Source organism: Streptomyces sp. NPDC006384, from assembly GCF_042870695.1.
Classification (GTDB): Bacteria; Actinomycetota; Actinomycetes; order Streptomycetales; family Streptomycetaceae; genus Streptomyces.
Map to the genome: position 1 here is coordinate 234,637 of NZ_JBIAHR010000008.1, position 15,866 is coordinate 250,502.

The following is a 15,866-nucleotide window of genomic DNA, read 5'->3' on the forward strand; positions in this document are numbered from 1 at the left end:
CCCGCCCCCGCGTTGCCCCGGGCAGTGACGGCGGTCACGCAACCCCCGTACGCGGACACTGTTATTTAGGTTAGGCTAACCTAAGTCGAAGTGAGGGCGCTGCCCTCCCCCGCCCCTCTCGGATCGTCCCCACCGGAGGACCCCCCATGCGCTCGCACCTGCTCAACGACACCACCGCGGAGCGGTACCGCCACTCCGTGACCCAGGGAGTCGAGCGGGTGGCCGCCAAACTCGCCACCACCGACCGCCCGTTCACCGGCGTCACCGCCGACGCCCTCGCTCCCCGCATCGACGGGATCGACCTCGACAAGCCGCTGCACGACACGGCCGCGGTCCTGGACGAGCTGGAGGAGGTCTACCTCCGCGACGCCGTCTACTTCCACCACCCCCGCTACCTCGCCCACCTCAACTGCCCGGTCGTCATACCGGCCGTGGTCGCCGAGGCCGTGCTGTCCGCCGTCAACTCCTCCCTCGACACCTGGGACCAGTCGGCCGGCGGCACTCTCATCGAACGCAAACTGATCGACTGGACCTGCGCCCGCATCGGCCTCGGCCCCGCCGCCGACGGCGTGTTCACCTCCGGCGGCACGCAGTCCAACCTCCAGGCGCTGCTGCTGGCCCGCGAGGAGTCGAAGACCGACGACCTCGGCAGGCTGCGCGTCTTCGCCTCCGAGGTCAGCCACTTCAGCGTGCAGAAGTCCGCGAAACTGCTCGGCCTCGGCCCGGACGCCGTCGTGTCGGTCCCCGTCGACCACGACAAGCGCATGCAGACCGTCGCCCTCGCCCGCGAGCTGGAGCGCTGCGCCGAGGACGGCCTCGTCCCCATGGCCGTCGTCGCCACCGCCGGCACCACCGACTTCGGCTCCATCGACCCGCTGCCGGAGATCGCCGCGCTCTGCGCCCAGTACGGCGCGTGGATGCACGTGGACGCGGCCTACGGCTGCGGACTGCTGGCCTCCCTCAAGCACCGGGACCGCATCGACGGCATCGAGCGCGCCGACTCGGTCACCGTCGACTACCACAAGTCCTTCTTCCAGCCGGTGAGTTCGTCCGCCGTGCTGGTCCGGGACGCGGCCACCCTGCGCCACGCCACCTACCACGCGGAGTACCTCAACCCGCGCCGCGCGGTGCAGGAGCGCATCCCCAACCAGGTGGACAAGTCCCTGCAGACCACCCGCCGCTTCGACGCGCTCAAGCTGTGGATGACGCTGCGCGTGATGGGCGCCGACGGCATCGGCGAGCTCTTCGACGAGGTGTGCGACCTGGCGGCCGAGGGCTGGGAACTGCTCGCCGCCGACCCGCGCTTCGACGTCGTGGTCCGGCCGTCGCTGTCCACCCTGGTCTTCCGCTACGTCCCGGCGGCCGTCACCGACCCCGCCGAGACCGACCGCGCCAACCTGTACGCCCGCAAGGCCCTGTTCGCCTCCGGCGACGCGGTGGTCGCGGGCACCAAGGTGGCCGGGCGCCACTACCTGAAGTTCACCCTGCTCAACCCCGAGACGACCACGGCCGACATCGCCGCCGTCCTCGACCTGATCGCCGGCCACGCCGAGCAGTACCTGGGAGAGTCCCTTGACCGCGCTTCCTGAAGCCAGTGCCCCGTACGACTTCGTCGGGATCGGCCTCGGCCCCTTCAACCTCGGCCTGGCCTGCCTCACCGAGCCCATAGCCGAACTGAACGGCGTCTTCCTGGAGTCCAAGCCGGACTTCGAGTGGCACGCCGGCATGTTCCTGGACGGCGCCCACCTGCAGACGCCGTTCATGTCGGACCTGGTCACCCTCGCCGACCCGACCTCGCCGTACTCCTTCCTCAGCTACCTGAAGGAGAAGGGCCGGCTGTACTCGTTCTACATCCGGGAGAACTTCTACCCGCTGCGCGTCGAGTACGACGACTACTGCCGCTGGGCCGCGAACAAGCTGAGCAGCGTCCGCTTCTCCACCACGGTCACCGAGGTGACCTACGACGAGCGCGAGGAGCTGTACGCCGTCGCCACCACCTCCGGCGACGTCTACCGCGCCCGCCGCCTCGTCCTCGGCACCGGCACCCCGCCGCACGTCCCGGACGCCTGCCGGGGCCTGGCCGGCGACTTCATCCACAACTCCCGCTACGTGCAGAGCCGGGCGGAGCTGGTGAAGAAGGAGTCGATCACGCTGGTCGGCAGCGGCCAGTCCGCCGCCGAGATCTACTACGACCTGCTCGGCGAGATCGACGTCCACGGCTACCGGCTGAACTGGGTGACCCGCTCCCCGCGCTTCTTCCCGCTGGAGTACACCAAGCTCACGCTGGAGATGACCTCGCCGGAGTACATCGACTACTACCGGGCGCTGCCGGAGGCCACCCGCTACCGGCTCACCGCCGAGCAGAAGGGCCTGTTCAAGGGCATCGACGGCGATCTGATCAACGCGATCTTCGACCTGCTCTACCAGAAGAACCTCGGCGGCCCGGTCCCCACCCGGCTGCTCACCAACTCCGCGCTGACCGAGGCCCGGTACGAGGACGGCACGTACACGCTCGGCTTCCGCCAGGAGGAGCAGGGCAAGGACTTCGAGATCACCTCGGACGGACTGATCCTGGCCACCGGCTACCGGTACGCCGAGCCGGAGTTCCTCAAGCCCGTCCGGGACCGGCTGCGGTACGACTCGCAGGGCAACTTCGACGTGGGCCGCAACTACGCCATCGACGTCACCGGCCAGGGCGTGTTCCTGCAGAACGCGGGTGTCCACACGCACAGCATCACCAGCCCCGATCTGGGCATGGGTGCCTATCGCAACAGCTACATCATCCGAGAGCTGCTCGGTGGCACCGAGTACTACCCGGTCGAGAAGACGATCGCGTTCCAGGAGTTCAGCGTATGAGCACCACCACCCCGGACGCCGGCATCGGCGCCCTCACCCTCCGCCCCCTCGACCCGACGAAGGACGCCGAGCTGCTGCACGGCTGGGTCACCCACCCCAAGTCCGCGTTCTGGATGATGCAGGACGCGAGCCTGGTCGACGTCGAGCGCGCCTACATGGAGATAGCCGCCGACGAGCACCACCACGCCTACCTCGGCCTGCACGACGGCGTCCCCGCCTTCCTGATGGAGAAGTACGACCCGGCCCACCGTGAGCTGGTCGGCCTGTACGAGCCGGAGCCGGGCGACGTCGGCATGCACTTCCTGGTCGCCCCCACCGACCGGCCCGTGCACGGCTTCACCCGGGCCGTGATCACCGCCGTGATGACCGAGCTGTTCTCCGACCCGGCCACCGCCCGCGTCGTCGTCGAGCCGGACGTCGGCAACAAGGCCGTCCACGCCCTGAACGCGGCCGTCGGGTTCGTGCCCGAACGCGAGATCCGGAAGCCGGAGAAGAAGGCCCTGCTGAGCTTCTGCACCCGCGAGCAGTTCGAGAAGGCGGTGTCCGCATGAGCCTCGCCGACGCCGTCGCCCACCTGACCCCCGAGCACTGGGAGAAGGCCAACCGCCTGCTGATCCGCAAGGCACTGGCCGAGTTCACCCACGAGCGGCTGCTCACACCGGAACGGGACGGTGACGCGTACGTCGTCCGCAGCGACGACGGCCACACCTCCTACCGCTTCACCGCCACCGTCCGCGCCCTGGACCACTGGCAGGTGGACGCCGCCTCGATCACCCGCCACCGCCACGGCGGCGAACTGCCGCTCGCCGCACTGGACTTCTTCATCGAGACGAAGGAGTCGCTGGGCCTGAGCGACGAGATCCTCCCGGTCTACCTGGAGGAGATCTCCTCCACCCTCTCCGGCACCTGCTACAAGCTGACCAAGCCGCAGGTCACCTCCGCCGAGCTGGTGGACGCCGGCTTCCAGGCGATCGAGACCGGCATGACCGAGGGCCACCCCTGCTTCGTCGCCAACAACGGGCGGCTCGGCTTCGGCGTCCACGAGTACCTGTCGTACGCCCCCGAGACCGCGAGCCCCGTCCGGCTGGTGTGGCTGGCCGCGCACCGCTCCCGGGCGGCGTTCACGGCGGGCGTGGGCATCGAGTACGAGTCCTTCGTACGGGACGAGCTGGGCGAGGCGACCGTCGAGCGTTTCCACGGCGTGCTGCGCGAGCGGGGCCTGGACCCGGCCGACTACCTGCTCATCCCGGTCCACCCCTGGCAGTGGTGGAACAAGCTCACCGTCACCTTCGCCGCCGAGGTCGCCCGGCAGCACCTGGTGTGCCTGGGCGAGGGCGAGGACGAGTACCTGGCCCAGCAGTCCATCCGCACCTTCTTCAACACCAGCCACCCCCGGAAGCACTACGTGAAGACGGCCCTGTCCGTCCTCAACATGGGCTTCATGCGCGGCCTGTCGGCGGCGTACATGGAGGCCACCCCGGCCATCAACGACTGGCTGGCGCAGCTCATCGAGGGCGACCCGGTGCTGAAGTCGACGGGCCTGAGCATCATCCGGGAGCGGGCGGCCGTCGGCTACCGGCACCTGGAGTACGAGCAGGCCACCGACCGCTACTCGCCGTACCGCAAGATGCTGGCCGCGCTGTGGCGGGAGAGCCCGGTCCCCTCGCTCCAGGAGGGCGAGTCGCTCGCCACCATGGCCAGTCTCGTCCACGTCGACCACGAGGGCGCCTCGATCGCGGGCGCGCTGATCGAACGCTCCGGCCTCGCGCCCACCGAGTGGCTGCGGCACTACCTGCGCGCCTACTACGTGCCGCTGCTGCACAGCTTCTACGCCTACGACCTGGTCTACATGCCGCACGGCGAGAACGTCATCCTCGTCCTGAAGGACGGGGTGGTGCGGCGCGCGGTCTACAAGGACATCGCCGAGGAGATCGCGGTGATGGACCCGGACGCCGTGCTGCCGCCGGACGTCTCCCGCATCGCCGTGGACGTCCCGGAGGACAAGAAGCTCCTGTCGATCTTCACGGACGTCTTCGACTGCTTCTTCCGCTTCCTCGCCGCGAACCTCGCCGAGGAGGGGATCCTGGAGGAGGACGCCTTCTGGGGGACGGTCGCGGAGGTCACCCGCGAGTACCAGGCGTCGGTGCCGGAACTGGCCGAGAAGTTCGACCGGTACGACATGTTCGCGCCCGAGTTCGCGCTGTCCTGCCTCAACCGGCTCCAGCTGCGCGACAACCGGCAGATGGTGGACCTCGCGGATCCCTCCGGCGCGCTGCAGCTCGTCGGCACCCTGAAGAACCCCCTCGCGGGCCTGTAGCACGGGCCCGGCACGGACGGGCGGGCACCCCGGAGACGGTCCTTGGGGGTGCCCGTCGGCATGCCCGCCGGGTGCCGCGGGCCGCACCCCCGTGCCCCTGACCGCGGTGGAACAATCTCCGCATGGCGGAAATCATCCAGAAGGACGGAACGTGGGTCTTCGACGGCGACACCCTGCGGCTGACCCCGGGCCGGGACAAGAACGTCAGCCCGCTCCGCCGGGAACTCGGTGAACTGACCGTACCCCTGCGGGCGCTGGCGGGCATGTCGTTCGAGCAGGGCAAGAAGTCCGGGCGGCTGCGGCTGCGGCTGCGGGACGGCGCCGACCCCCTCCAGCACGCCACCGGCGGCCGGCTGTCCGAGCCGCACGACCCGTACCGGCTGACCGTGGAACCCGACCGGTACGGCGTCGCCGAGTACCTGGCGGACGAGGTCCGCAACGCTCTGCTGCTGGAACAGGTGCCGTCCGGCCCGGCCGACACCTACCTGCTGCCGGGGCCCTCCGTCCCCCTCTCGGTGTCCGCCGGGGACGCCACCGCCACCTTCGACGGCGAGCGGGTGCGGCTGGAGTGGAAGTGGCAGGCGGAGGAGGCCAAGACGGCCGGCGGGCCGCGCGTCGTCCCGCTCGCGGACATCACCGCCGTGCAGTGGCAGCCGGCGGTGGGTCTGGAGAACGGCTTCCTCCGCTTCACCGTGCGGGGCGCGCCGAGCAAGCAGCCGCCCAAGTACGACCCGAACGCGGTCGAGTTGTGGGGGTTCCGGAAGGACCCGCTGATGGCCCTGGTGGCCGCCGCCGTCCAGGCCCGCCTCCCGCACCCGTCGGCGCCGCTGGCCCTCGACCGGGCGCACCCCGCCGACGACGCCCCGGCCTCCGCGCCCGCCGCAGCACCCACCGCCGCGCCCGCCTCCGTGCCCACCACCGCGCCCGCCGAGGACGATCACGACGCGCTGCTGCGGCGGCTGCGGGAGCTGGGCGAGCTGCACCGCTCCGGTGTGCTGACGGACGAGGAGTTCACGCTCGCCAAACAGGCGGTACTGAAGCGCATGTAGCCCGCCTGCCCGAAATCGGGCAGAATTCTTGCAGTTCTTTCGCCCGTACTTCAGGATCTACCGGGTGCACGACGAACTCGTTGATCATCTGACGCGGTCCACTCCCCTCAGCCGGGGCGAGGCGTTGCGGGTGGTCCAGGACGTTCTCGCCTACTTCGACGAGACGACCGAGGAATTCGTCCGCCGCCGCCACCGCGAGCTCCAGGCCCAGGGCCAGGTCAACGCGACGATCTTCGAGCGGATCGCGGCGGAACTGAAGTACCGGGCGGTGGCACCGCCGGAGCTGACGCTCCGCCAGTTGCGCCGCATCGTCTACGGCTGAGAAGCCGCCGGACACCAGACTTGTGAGGAACACGGTATATGTGCGGAATCGTCGGATACATCGGCAAGCGTGACGTCGCGCCCCTGCTCCTGGAGGGCCTGCAGCGCCTGGAGTACCGCGGCTACGACTCGGCGGGCATCGTCGTCACGTCGCCGAAGGCGGCCGGCCTGAAGATGGTCAAGGCCAAGGGCCGGGTCCGTGACCTGGAGGCCAAGGTCCCGGCGCGCTTCAAGGGCACCACCGGCATCGCCCACACCCGCTGGGCCACCCACGGCGCCCCCTCCGACGTGAACGCCCACCCGCACATGTCGGCCGACCACAAGGTCGCCGTCGTCCACAACGGCATCATCGACAACGCCGCCGACCTGCGCCGCAAGCTGGAGGCGGACGGCGTCGAGTTCCTCTCCGAGACCGACACCGAGGTCCTCGTCCACCTCATCGCCCGCTCCGAGGCGGAGAAGCTCGAGGACAAGGTCCGCGAGACCCTCCGCGTCATCGAGGGTACCTACGGCATCGCCGTGATGCACGCCGACTTCCCCGAGCGCATCGTCGTCGCCCGCAACGGCTCGCCGGTCGTCCTCGGCATCGGCGAGAAGGAGATGTTCGTCGCCTCCGACATCGCCGCGCTGGTCGCCCACACCCGGCAGATAGTCACCCTCGACGACGGCGAGATGGCCACCCTCAAGGCCGACGACTTCCGCACCTACACCACCGAGGGCACCCGCACCACCGCCGAGCCCACCACCGTCGAGTGGGAGGCCGCCTCCTACGACATGGGCGGCCACGACACCTACATGCACAAGGAGATCCACGAGCAGGCCGAGGCCGTGGACCGCGTGCTGCGCGGCCGGATCGACGACCGCTTCTCCACCGTGCACCTCGGCGGCCTCAACCTGGACGCCCGCGACGCGCGCGCCGTGCGCCGCGTGAAGATCCTCGGCTGCGGCACCTCGTACCACGCGGGCCAGATCGGCGCCCAGATGATCGAGGAGCTGGCCCGCATCCCCGCGGACGCCGAGCCCGCCTCCGAGTTCCGCTACCGCAACGCGGTCGTCGACCCCGACACCCTCTACATCGCCGTCTCCCAGTCCGGTGAGACGTACGACGTGCTGGCCGCCGTGCAGGAGCTCAAGCGCAAGGGCGCCCGCGTCCTCGGCATCGTCAACGTGGTCGGCTCGGCGATCGCCCGCGAGGCCGACGGCGGCATGTACGTGCACGCCGGCCCCGAGGTCTGCGTCGTCTCCACCAAGTGCTTCACCAACACCTGCGTCGCCTTCGCGCTGCTCGCCCTGCATCTGGGCCGCACCCGCGACCTGTCCGTGCGCGACGGCAAGCGGATCATCGAGGGCCTGCGCAAGCTGCCCGCGCAGATCGAGGAGATGCTGAAGCAGGAGGAGGACATCAAGAAGCTGGCCGCGCAGTACGCCGACGCCCGCTCGATGCTCTTCATCGGTCGCGTGCGGGGCTACCCGGTCGCCCGCGAGGCCTCCCTGAAGCTCAAGGAGGTCTCCTACATCCACGCCGAGGCCTACCCGGCCTCCGAGCTGAAGCACGGACCGCTCGCCCTGATCGAGCCGGCCCTGCCGACGGTCGCGATCGTGCCGGACGACGACCTGCTGGAGAAGAACCGCGCCGCGATGGAGGAGATCAAGGCCCGCAGCGGCCAGATCCTCGCCGTCGCCCACCGGGAGCAGGAGAAGGCCGACCACACCATCGTCGTCCCGAAGAACGAGGACGAGCTGGACCCGATCCTCATGGGCATCCCGCTGCAGCTCCTCGCCTACCACACGGCGCTGGCCCTGGGCCGGGACATCGACAAGCCGCGCAACCTCGCCAAGTCCGTCACGGTGGAGTAGCCCACCGGAGCCGGCACCGGAACCGGCACAGCCGAACGGCCCCGCACCCGCGGGGCCGTTCGCACGCCGTCACGCCGTCACAAGGTCCGCCCGGACCGTCAGGGGATGACCACCACGGGCCGCTGCGCCCGCTTGGCGAGGCGCCCCGCCACGGAGCCGAAGAGCCGGCCCACCAGGCCGTGGCTGGAACCGACCACGATCGCGTCCGCCGCGTACTCCCGGCCGACCTCCTCGAGTTCGTGGCAGATGTCACCGCCGCGCTCGACCAGGATCCAGGGCACCTCGGCGAGATAGTCCGCACACGCCAGCTCCAGACCCAGCACCTCGGTGCGGTGGTCGGGCACGTCGACGAAGACCGGGGGCTCGCAGCCCGCCCACACCGTGGTCGGCAGCCGGTTGGCGACGTGCACGATCACCAGGCCGGAGCCCAGCCGGCGCGCCATGCCGATGGCGTACGCCAGGGCACGCTCGCTGGAGGTGGAACCGTCGAAGCCGACGACGACGCCGTGCTTGAAGGCGGGGTCGCACGACTGGCGTGGCTCTTCGGCCGCCAGGGGTTCGGCCGCCGTCGGTTCGGCGACGGGCCGCCTGCGGTCCGCGGGTTCGATGAATTCGTGACCGGCCATGGCTGTCTCGGCGTTTTTATCCTCTATGGGGCGACAGTGGGCGGCGGAGCTGTGTCCGGGAATGGTCTTCCCCACCCCATACCCTCAAGGGTACGGCGGCACTCCTCCTTCGCCCGGAACCCGCAAAGGGGCTTCGGCGGGTTCACCGGAGCATGCCTGAGGGGACGCCCGTCACGCAATGGTCGCTGCGCCGTACAGGCGGTTTGCACGGCATTCACCTGCCCGTACGCCCGGCGGTGCGGTACCGGCCCGCCCTCCCGCTCTTCCGCGCACCCGGACCCCGGGCCCCGTCGTCGCCGCCGTCGCCGCTGCCGTGGGACGGTGTCCCGGTGCGGTCCGCCCGCCGCCCGCCGCCGCGCGGACCGCGCCCCGGCCGGCCCGGCCGGGCCGGCCGGCCCTCGGGAACGAGCGGCGCCCCGGGGGCGACGCACCGGTCGGCTGACCGGTTTCCGCGCACGCGTCCGCTTTTTTTCAGCCAACTTCCAGCATGAGCCCACCGCCCGCTCCGGCCGCCCTCCAACCCCCGTTCCACCTGCACGGAAAGGGTCTGCGCGACCTCGCGCACCCTACGGGGATTGGCCACTGCCACAAGGCGCACTTCCCAGCGGCCTTCCGGAGTGCAACGCTTCGTAATCGACTGCTTCACGCCAAGTTGCCATGTCGACAATGTCCCGAGTGCCGAACCGGCCACCTCGGTACGACGGGACACAGTAGATTCGATCTTGACTGTCTACGGCGGGGGACTCGTGCAGGACCGAGGGGAAACGTGTTGGAGCGACAGACCCGAAGGGACCAGGGCGCCGCGACCACCGAGGGGGGCTTAGCGGGATGAGCCAGGACTCCACCGCCGCGCCGGAGGCCGCGGCCCGCAAGCTCGCCGGACGCCGCCGCAAGGAGATCGTCGCGGTACTGCTGTTCAGCGGCGGCCCCATCTTCGAGAGTTCCATACCGCTGTCGGTGTTCGGCGTCGACCGCCAGGACGCCGGCGTACCGCGCTACCGGCTGCTGGTGTGCGCCGGTGAGGAGGGCCCCCTGCGGACCACGGGGGGCCTGGAACTCACCGCGCCGCACGGCCTGGAGGCCATCGCCCGGGCCGGCACCGTCGTGGTGCCCGCCTGGCGTTCCATCACCTCGCCGCCGCCCGGGGACGCGCTCGACGCCCTGCGCCGGGCGCACGAGGAGGGCGCCCGCATCGTCGGGCTGTGCACCGGTGCCTTCGTGCTCGCGGCGGCCGGCCTGCTGGACGGCCGCCCCGCCACCACCCACTGGATGTACGCGCCGACGCTGGCCAAACGCTACCCGTCGGTGCACGTCGACCCGCGCGAGCTGTTCGTGGACGACGGCGACGTGCTGACCTCGGCGGGCACCGCGGCCGGCATCGACCTGTGCCTGCACATCGTGCGCACGGACCACGGCAACGAGGCGGCCGGCGCGCTGGCCCGCCGCCTGGTGGTCCCCCCGCGCCGCTCGGGCGGCCAGGAACGCTACCTCGACCGGTCTTTACCCGAGGAGATCGGCGCCGACCCGCTCGCCGAGGTCGTCGCCTGGGCACTGGAACACCTCCACGAGCAGTTCGACGTGGAGACACTGGCGGCCCGCGCGTACATGAGCCGCCGCACCTTCGACCGCCGCTTCCGCTCGCTGACCGGCAGCGCGCCGCTGCAGTGGCTGATCACCCAGCGGGTGCTGCAGGCGCAGCGCCTCCTGGAGACCTCCGACTACTCGGTGGACGAGGTCGCGAGCCGCTGCGGCTTCCGCTCGCCGGTGGCGCTGCGCGGCCACTTCCGCCGCCAGCTGGGCTCCTCCCCGGCCGCCTACCGCGCCGCCTACCGGGCACGCCGCCCGCAGGGCGACCGTCCGGCGGACCCGGAGGCCGGTACGGCGGGGATCCCCCGGTCCCCCGTCACCGACGAGGGCGTCCCGCCGGCCGCGGCCCAGGCGGACGGCCAGGTTCCCTACCAGTCCCGCCGCGCCCCGGCCCCGGCCCCGCTCCAGGCCGCCGCGGCGAGCCTCCCGGGCCAGCGCAGCGCGCCCTGACCGCCACGTGAACGCCGACGGGCCCCTCGGGTCCGTCGGCGGGGCGGGCTCGCCGACGGGCCCGCCCCGCCCCGGGGCGCCCTGTGAAGCCCCCGCCCACGCCGGAGGACCGGCCACCGGGCGTCAGCCGTAGGGTGGTCCCATGAACGATCGCATGGTGTGGATCGACTGCGAGATGACCGGCCTCTCGCTGTCCGACGACGCGCTCATCGAGGTGGCCGCCCTCGTCACCGACTCCGAGCTGAACATCCTCGGCGACGGTGTCGACATCGTCATCCGCCCGCCGGAGGGCGCCCTGGAGACGATGCCGGAGGTGGTGCGCCAGATGCACACCGCGTCCGGCCTGCTCGCCGAACTCGACGCCGGCACCACGCTGGCGGACGCCGAGGCGCAGGTCCTGGCGTATGTGCGGGAGCACGTGAAGGAGCCCGGCAGGGCCCCGCTGTGCGGCAACTCGGTCGGCACCGACCGGGGCTTCCTGCTGCGGGACATGCCGACGCTGGAGGACTACCTCCACTACCGGATCGTCGACGTCTCCTCGATCAAGGAGCTGGCCCGGCGCTGGTACCCGAAGGCGTACTTCAACAGTCCCGAGAAGAACGGCAACCACCGCGCCCTCGCCGACATCCGCGAGTCCATCGCCGAGCTGCGCTACTACCGCGAGGCCGTCTTCGTGCCCCAGCCCGGCCCCGACTCCGACACCGCCAGGGCGATCGCCGCCAAGCACGTCGTGTCCGCCGGGTAGCCGCTCCGGGCCGCCGCTCCGGACAGCCGCTTAGGGCCGCCGGGACACGGCCTCGCGAAAGGCGTGCGCGAGCACCCCTTCGGACCCTGTACACTTTTTCTCAGCCGGTCGGGAAACCCGCCACGCGGGATTCGAGCATCGGCCTTGGTGGGTGTAGCTCAGCTGGTAGAGCACCTGGTTGTGGTCCAGGATGCCGCGGGTTCAAGTCCCGTCACTCACCCTGAGTGATCAGCCGGTGACCTTCGGAAGAAGGTCACCGGCTGATCACGTTGCGGGCGGCGCGGGGGAACCGCGCCGCCCCTTCTCATGACGAGGCGCGTTCCACCAGTTCCGTCGCCAGGACGACCTGGTGGCGTTCGCGCTCGCGGGTGTCCGCCGGGCGGTGGCCGGCGATCTCCGTGAGCAGGAGGTCGATCATCGCGCGGCCCATCTCCTCGATGGGCTGGCGGACACTGGTCAGCGGCGGGTCCAGGTGACGGGCGATGGCCGAGTCGTCGTAGCCGACCAGCGCCACGTCGTCCGGGATGCGCCGGCCCGCCTCGCGCAGGGCCTGGCGGGCACCGGCGGCGGTGACGTCGGAGGCGGCGAAGACGGCGTCCAGGTCCGGGCGGCGGCGCAGCAGCTCCGTCATCGCCCGGCGGCCGCCCTCCTCGGTGAAGTCCCCCGGCTCGATCAGCTCGCCGGCCTCGCCGAGTCCCCCGTCGCGCAGGGCGTCGCGGTAGCCGTCGGCGCGGCGCTGGGCGCCGTAGACGTCGAGGTGGCCGGTGATGTGGGCGATGCGGCGCCGGCCCCGGGACAACAGGTGCTCGACGGCCGAGCGGGCGCCGCCGTAGTTGTCGGAGTCCACGGAGGGCAGGGTCTCCGCGGCCGAACGGGGGCCGCTGATCACCGCGGGGATCTCCAGCTGGGTCAGCATGTCGGGCAGCGGGTCGTCGGCGTGCACCGAGACCAGCAGGACGCCGTCCACGCGGTGGGCGGCCAGGTACTGGGCGAGCCGCCGCCGTTCGCGGTCGCTGCCCGCGAAGATCAGCAGGAGCTGCATCTCGGTGTCGGTGATCTCCGCGCCGACGCCGCGCAGCATGTCCGAGAAGTAGGGCTCGGCGAAGAACCGGGTCTCCGGCTCCGGGACGACCAGGGCGATCGCGTCGGTGCGGTTGGCGGCGAGGGCGCGGGCGGCGGTGTTCGGGACGTAGCCGAGTTCCGCGACGGCCGCCTCGACGGCCGCACGGGTCGCGTCGCTGACCCGGGGCGAGCCGTTGATCACCCGGGAGACCGTGCCGCGGCCGACGCCGGCCCGGGCGGCGACCTCCTCGAGGGTGGGGCGTCTGGCGCCCCGGCTCCGCGCACCGTTGACCGCCATGGTCGTCGCCTTTCCTCGCTGCCGTCCGGCCAGGAATCTAACAGTCCCCGGCCCGTGTCCCCCGCCCCCATCGTGCCTCGCGGGAGGCGGAATTCCCCCCTCCGCGCAGGAGGGACCGCGGGGGCGCGGCCGGTGGCCGGCCGCTCCCCCGTGGCGCGGGTGCCGCGGTGCCTCAGCCGGTGGCGGGCAGCGCGTTGCGCCGGATCACGTCGGCGTACCAGTGGGCGCTCGCCTTGGGGATGCGGCGCTGGGTGCCGTAGTCGACGTAGACGGCGCCGAAGCGCTTCGAGTAGCCGTAGGACCACTCGAAGTTGTCCAGCAGGGACCACAGGAAGTAGCCGCGGACGTCCGCGCCGTCGGCGACGGCCCGGCGGACGGCGTCCAGGTGGGAGTGGAGGTAGGCGATGCGCCGGGTGTCGACGACCCGGCCCTCGGGGGAGACGTAGTCGTCGAAGGCGGCTCCGTTCTCGGTGACCATCAGCGGCAGGCCGGGACGGGCCTTCGCCAGGTCGGTGAGGAGGGTGTGCAGGCCGCTCGCGTCGATGGCCCAGTTCATCGCGGTGAGGTCGTCGTTGGCGAGGTGGAAGGCCACGTCCTCGGCCCCGGTCCACGGCGAGTGCTCGCTGGCGCCGTGGCCGTCGTTCTTCGTGGTGCCCGTGCCGTCGGCGGGTGCGGAGACCACGGTCGGCGAGTAGTAGTTGACGCCGAGCACGTCGATCGGGCGGGAGATCTCCGCCAGGTCGCCGTCCTTGACCAGCGCGTTCCAGTCGACGAGGTGCGCGGTGTCGGTGATCAGGTCCTCGGGGTAGGCGCCGTCGAGGAGGGGGCCGGTGAAGATCCGGTTGCCGACCGCGTCGATGCGGCGGGCCGCCTCGGCGTCCTCGGGGGCGTCGGTGAGGGGGCGCACCTGGTGCAGGTTGAGGGTGACGGAGGTCTGGGCGGCCTGCGGCAGGGCCGCGCGCAGGACGCCGACGGCCTTGCCGTGGGCCAGGTTGAGGTGGTGGGCGGCGCGCAGGGTCGCGGCCGGGTCGGTGCGGCCGGGGGCGTGCACGCCGGAGCCGTAGCCGAGGAAGGCGCTGCACCAGGGCTCGTTGAGGGTGGTCCACACGCCGACGCGGTCGCCGAGGGCGCGGGCCATGATGCCGGCGTACTCGGCGAAGCGGTCGGCGGTGTCGCGGTGCGGCCAGCCGCCGGCGTCCTCCAGCTCCTGGGGCAGGTCCCAGTGGTAGAGGGTGACGACGGGGGTGATGCCCGCCTCGAGGAGCTCGTCGGTGAGGCGGCGGTAGAAGTCCAGGCCGCGCTCGACGGCGGGGCCGCGGCCGGTGGGCTGGACCCGGGACCAGGAGACGGAGAAGCGGTACGCCTTGAGGCCGAGCTCCTTCATCAGCGCCACGTCGTCGCGGTAGCGGTGGTAGTGGTCGGCGGCGATGTCGCCGGTGTCGCCGTTGTGGACCTTGCCCGGGGTGTGGCTGAAGGTGTCCCAGATGGAGGGGGTGCGGCCGTCCTCGGCGGCGGCGCCCTCCACCTGGTAGGCGGCGGTGGCGGCGCCCCAGACGAAGCCCGTCGGGAAGGAGGCGGCGGTGGCCTGCTGGGCGGGGGTCTCGGGTCGTACGGCGGTCATGGTGAGGACGCTCCCAAGTGGCGTAGGAGAGCCGGGCGGTGGGGCCCGGCGGGGCGGGGGAAGGCGGGGCGGGGCGCGGGGTGCGCGCCCGGAGCCGGCAGGACCCGCGTACGGGCGGGCCCTGCCGGGCGGCGGAGTGCGTGGACCGGGTCAGCCCTTGACGGCGCCCGCCATGATGCCGCCGACGATCTGCTTGCCGAAGACCACGAAGACCACCAGCAGCGGCAGCGTGCTGATCAGCGCTCCCGCCATGACGATGCTCTGGTCGGGGGTGTAGGAGGCGCTGAGCTGGCCGAGCGCGACCTGGATGGTGGGGTTCTCCTGACTCAGGGCGAGGAACGGCCAGAAGAAGTCGTTCCAGGCCTGGACGAAGGTGAGCATGCCGAGCACCATCATCGCGGGCCGGGCCGCGGGCAGGACGATGCTCCACACGATGCGGAGGTTGTTCGCCCCGTCCACCTTGGCCGCCTCGATGAGTTCGTACGGCAGGGCCTCGATGAGGTACTGGCGCATGAAGAAGACGCCGAAGGCGCCGACCAGGGTCGGGAAGATCACCGACTCCAGCTGCCCGCCCCAGCCGATGTCCGACATCATCATGAACAGCGGGACGACGCTGAGCTGCGGCGGGATGGTGAGGGTGGCGATGACCGCGGTCATCAGCACGCCGCGGCCGCGGAAGCGCATCTTGGCGAAGGCGTAGCCGGCCAGCGTGCAGAAGAACAGCGTGGCCGCGGTGATCGAGCCGGCCACGATGGCGCTGTTGACGATGGCCTTGCCGAGGTTGGCCTGTTCCCAGGCCGTTTCGAGGTTGCTGAGCAGCCTGCCGCCCGGGATGAACGGCGGCGGGTTGTCGAGGACCTTCTGCTGGTCGTGCGAGGCCGCCACCAGCGTCCAGTACAGCGGGAAGACGGATCCCAGGCCGACGACGATCAGCGCGAGGTAGGTGAAGGGACCGCCCTTGAGCTGCTGGCCGGCACCGATCCTGAAGCGGCCGCCCCCGCCGCCGGGGGCGGGGGCCGGGGCCGTGGGGGCCGGGCCCGAGGCGGACTTGTAGGGAGTACTTGTCGTGGTCATCGT

At 71.5% G+C, this 15,866-nt stretch carries 13 protein-coding genes and 1 tRNA gene; 10 read left to right on the forward strand and 4 right to left on the reverse strand.

Annotated features, from left to right (window positions below):
- The first annotated feature begins 146 nt into the window (after nt 1–146).
- The 7 genes from desA to glmS all read left to right on the forward strand — a co-directional run bounded on the left by desA (nt 147) and on the right by glmS (nt 8,400).
- A complete protein-coding gene (desA, locus tag ACFYOJ_RS13415; protein WP_356554945.1) occupies nt 147–1,589 on the forward strand; it encodes a lysine decarboxylase DesA in 1,443 nt (480 codons plus the stop codon).
- The gene (locus ACFYOJ_RS13420; protein WP_356554947.1) at nt 1,573–2,856 is read left to right on the forward strand and encodes a SidA/IucD/PvdA family monooxygenase; all 1,284 of its coding nucleotides are present in this window, start codon (nt 1,573–1,575) and stop codon (nt 2,854–2,856) included. The genes desA and ACFYOJ_RS13420 overlap by 17 nt, the downstream gene beginning before the upstream one ends.
- Nucleotides 2,853–3,407 carry a GNAT family N-acetyltransferase gene (locus tag ACFYOJ_RS13425; RefSeq protein ID WP_356554948.1) on the forward strand — a complete coding sequence of 185 codons (555 nt, stop codon included), beginning with the start codon at nt 2,853–2,855 and terminating at the stop codon, nt 3,405–3,407. Before ACFYOJ_RS13420 ends, ACFYOJ_RS13425 begins: the two co-directional genes overlap by 4 nt.
- Entirely contained in the window at nt 3,404–5,173 is a 1,770-nt protein-coding gene (locus ACFYOJ_RS13430) for an IucA/IucC family siderophore biosynthesis protein (protein ID WP_356554950.1), read from the forward strand. The genes ACFYOJ_RS13425 and ACFYOJ_RS13430 overlap by 4 nt, the downstream gene beginning before the upstream one ends.
- 122 nt (nt 5,174–5,295) lie before the next feature.
- Nucleotides 5,296–6,222: a DUF4429 domain-containing protein gene (locus ACFYOJ_RS13435; protein WP_356554951.1), complete on the forward strand. Its 927-nt coding sequence runs from the start codon at nt 5,296–5,298 to the stop codon at nt 6,220–6,222.
- A gap of 64 nt (nt 6,223–6,286) precedes the next feature.
- Complete coding sequence (locus ACFYOJ_RS13440) at nt 6,287–6,544, forward strand: hypothetical protein (protein ID WP_356554953.1); 258 nt, start codon at nt 6,287–6,289, stop codon at nt 6,542–6,544.
- A 38-nt stretch (nt 6,545–6,582) separates the two neighbouring features.
- Nucleotides 6,583–8,400, forward strand: coding sequence for a glutamine--fructose-6-phosphate transaminase (isomerizing) (gene glmS, locus ACFYOJ_RS13445; protein WP_356554955.1), 1,818 nt, complete (start codon nt 6,583–6,585; stop codon nt 8,398–8,400).
- A gap of 98 nt (nt 8,401–8,498) precedes the next feature.
- Here the strand turns inward: glmS and ACFYOJ_RS13450 are convergent, their stop codons facing one another.
- Complete coding sequence (locus ACFYOJ_RS13450) at nt 8,499–9,026, reverse strand: universal stress protein (protein ID WP_356554956.1); 528 nt, start codon at nt 9,024–9,026, stop codon at nt 8,499–8,501.
- An 828-nt stretch (nt 9,027–9,854) separates the two neighbouring features.
- On the opposite strand from ACFYOJ_RS13450, the gene ACFYOJ_RS13455 reads away from it, so the two are divergent.
- The 3 genes from ACFYOJ_RS13455 (at nt 9,855) to ACFYOJ_RS13465 (ending at nt 12,028) form a co-directional block, all read left to right on the forward strand.
- Entirely contained in the window at nt 9,855–11,063 is a 1,209-nt protein-coding gene (locus ACFYOJ_RS13455; RefSeq protein ID WP_356554958.1) for a helix-turn-helix domain-containing protein, read from the forward strand.
- A gap of 142 nt (nt 11,064–11,205) precedes the next feature.
- Nucleotides 11,206–11,808: an oligoribonuclease gene (orn, locus tag ACFYOJ_RS13460; RefSeq protein ID WP_356554959.1), complete on the forward strand. Its 603-nt coding sequence runs from the start codon at nt 11,206–11,208 to the stop codon at nt 11,806–11,808.
- Between the two features lie 147 nt (nt 11,809–11,955).
- Nucleotides 11,956–12,028: transfer RNA gene (locus ACFYOJ_RS13465), tRNA-His, on the forward strand.
- A gap of 84 nt (nt 12,029–12,112) precedes the next feature.
- Here the strand turns inward: ACFYOJ_RS13465 and ACFYOJ_RS13470 are convergent.
- The 3 genes from ACFYOJ_RS13470 to ACFYOJ_RS13480 form a co-directional block, all read right to left on the reverse strand.
- Nucleotides 12,113–13,168 (reverse strand): LacI family DNA-binding transcriptional regulator, encoded by a 1,056-nt coding sequence (locus tag ACFYOJ_RS13470; RefSeq protein ID WP_356554961.1) that lies wholly within the window; start codon nt 13,166–13,168, stop codon nt 12,113–12,115.
- A 172-nt stretch (nt 13,169–13,340) separates the two neighbouring features.
- Nucleotides 13,341–14,789: a GH1 family beta-glucosidase gene (locus tag ACFYOJ_RS13475; protein ID WP_356554963.1), complete on the reverse strand. Its 1,449-nt coding sequence runs from the start codon at nt 14,787–14,789 to the stop codon at nt 13,341–13,343.
- Nucleotides 14,790–14,939: 150 nt separating this feature from the next.
- A complete protein-coding gene (locus tag ACFYOJ_RS13480) occupies nt 14,940–15,863 on the reverse strand; it encodes a carbohydrate ABC transporter permease (protein ID WP_356554965.1) in 924 nt (307 codons plus the stop codon).
- Nucleotides 15,864–15,866: the final 3 nt, after the last annotated feature.

What these genes read in the sequence shown, in the direction of transcription:
- desA (WP_356554945.1), top strand. Translation starts at nt 147, where the DNA reads ATGCGCTCGCACCTGCTCAACGACACCACCGCGGAGCGGTACCGCCAC.
- ACFYOJ_RS13425 (WP_356554948.1), top strand. Translation starts at nt 2,853, where the DNA reads ATGAGCACCACCACCCCGGACGCCGGCATCGGCGCCCTCACCCTCCGC.
- ACFYOJ_RS13430 (WP_356554950.1), top strand. Translation starts at nt 3,404, where the DNA reads ATGAGCCTCGCCGACGCCGTCGCCCACCTGACCCCCGAGCACTGGGAG.
- ACFYOJ_RS13435 (WP_356554951.1), top strand. Translation starts at nt 5,296, where the DNA reads ATGGCGGAAATCATCCAGAAGGACGGAACGTGGGTCTTCGACGGCGAC.
- glmS (WP_356554955.1), top strand. Translation starts at nt 6,583, where the DNA reads ATGTGCGGAATCGTCGGATACATCGGCAAGCGTGACGTCGCGCCCCTG.
- ACFYOJ_RS13450 (WP_356554956.1), bottom strand. Translation starts at nt 9,026, where the DNA reads ATGGCCGGTCACGAATTCATCGAACCCGCGGACCGCAGGCGGCCCGTC.
- ACFYOJ_RS13455 (WP_356554958.1), top strand. Translation starts at nt 9,855, where the DNA reads ATGAGCCAGGACTCCACCGCCGCGCCGGAGGCCGCGGCCCGCAAGCTC.
- orn (WP_356554959.1), top strand. Translation starts at nt 11,206, where the DNA reads ATGAACGATCGCATGGTGTGGATCGACTGCGAGATGACCGGCCTCTCG.
- ACFYOJ_RS13470 (WP_356554961.1), bottom strand. Translation starts at nt 13,168, where the DNA reads ATGGCGGTCAACGGTGCGCGGAGCCGGGGCGCCAGACGCCCCACCCTC.
- ACFYOJ_RS13475 (WP_356554963.1), bottom strand. Translation starts at nt 14,789, where the DNA reads ATGACCGCCGTACGACCCGAGACCCCCGCCCAGCAGGCCACCGCCGCC.
- ACFYOJ_RS13480 (WP_356554965.1), bottom strand. Translation starts at nt 15,863, where the DNA reads ATGACCACGACAAGTACTCCCTACAAGTCCGCCTCGGGCCCGGCCCCC.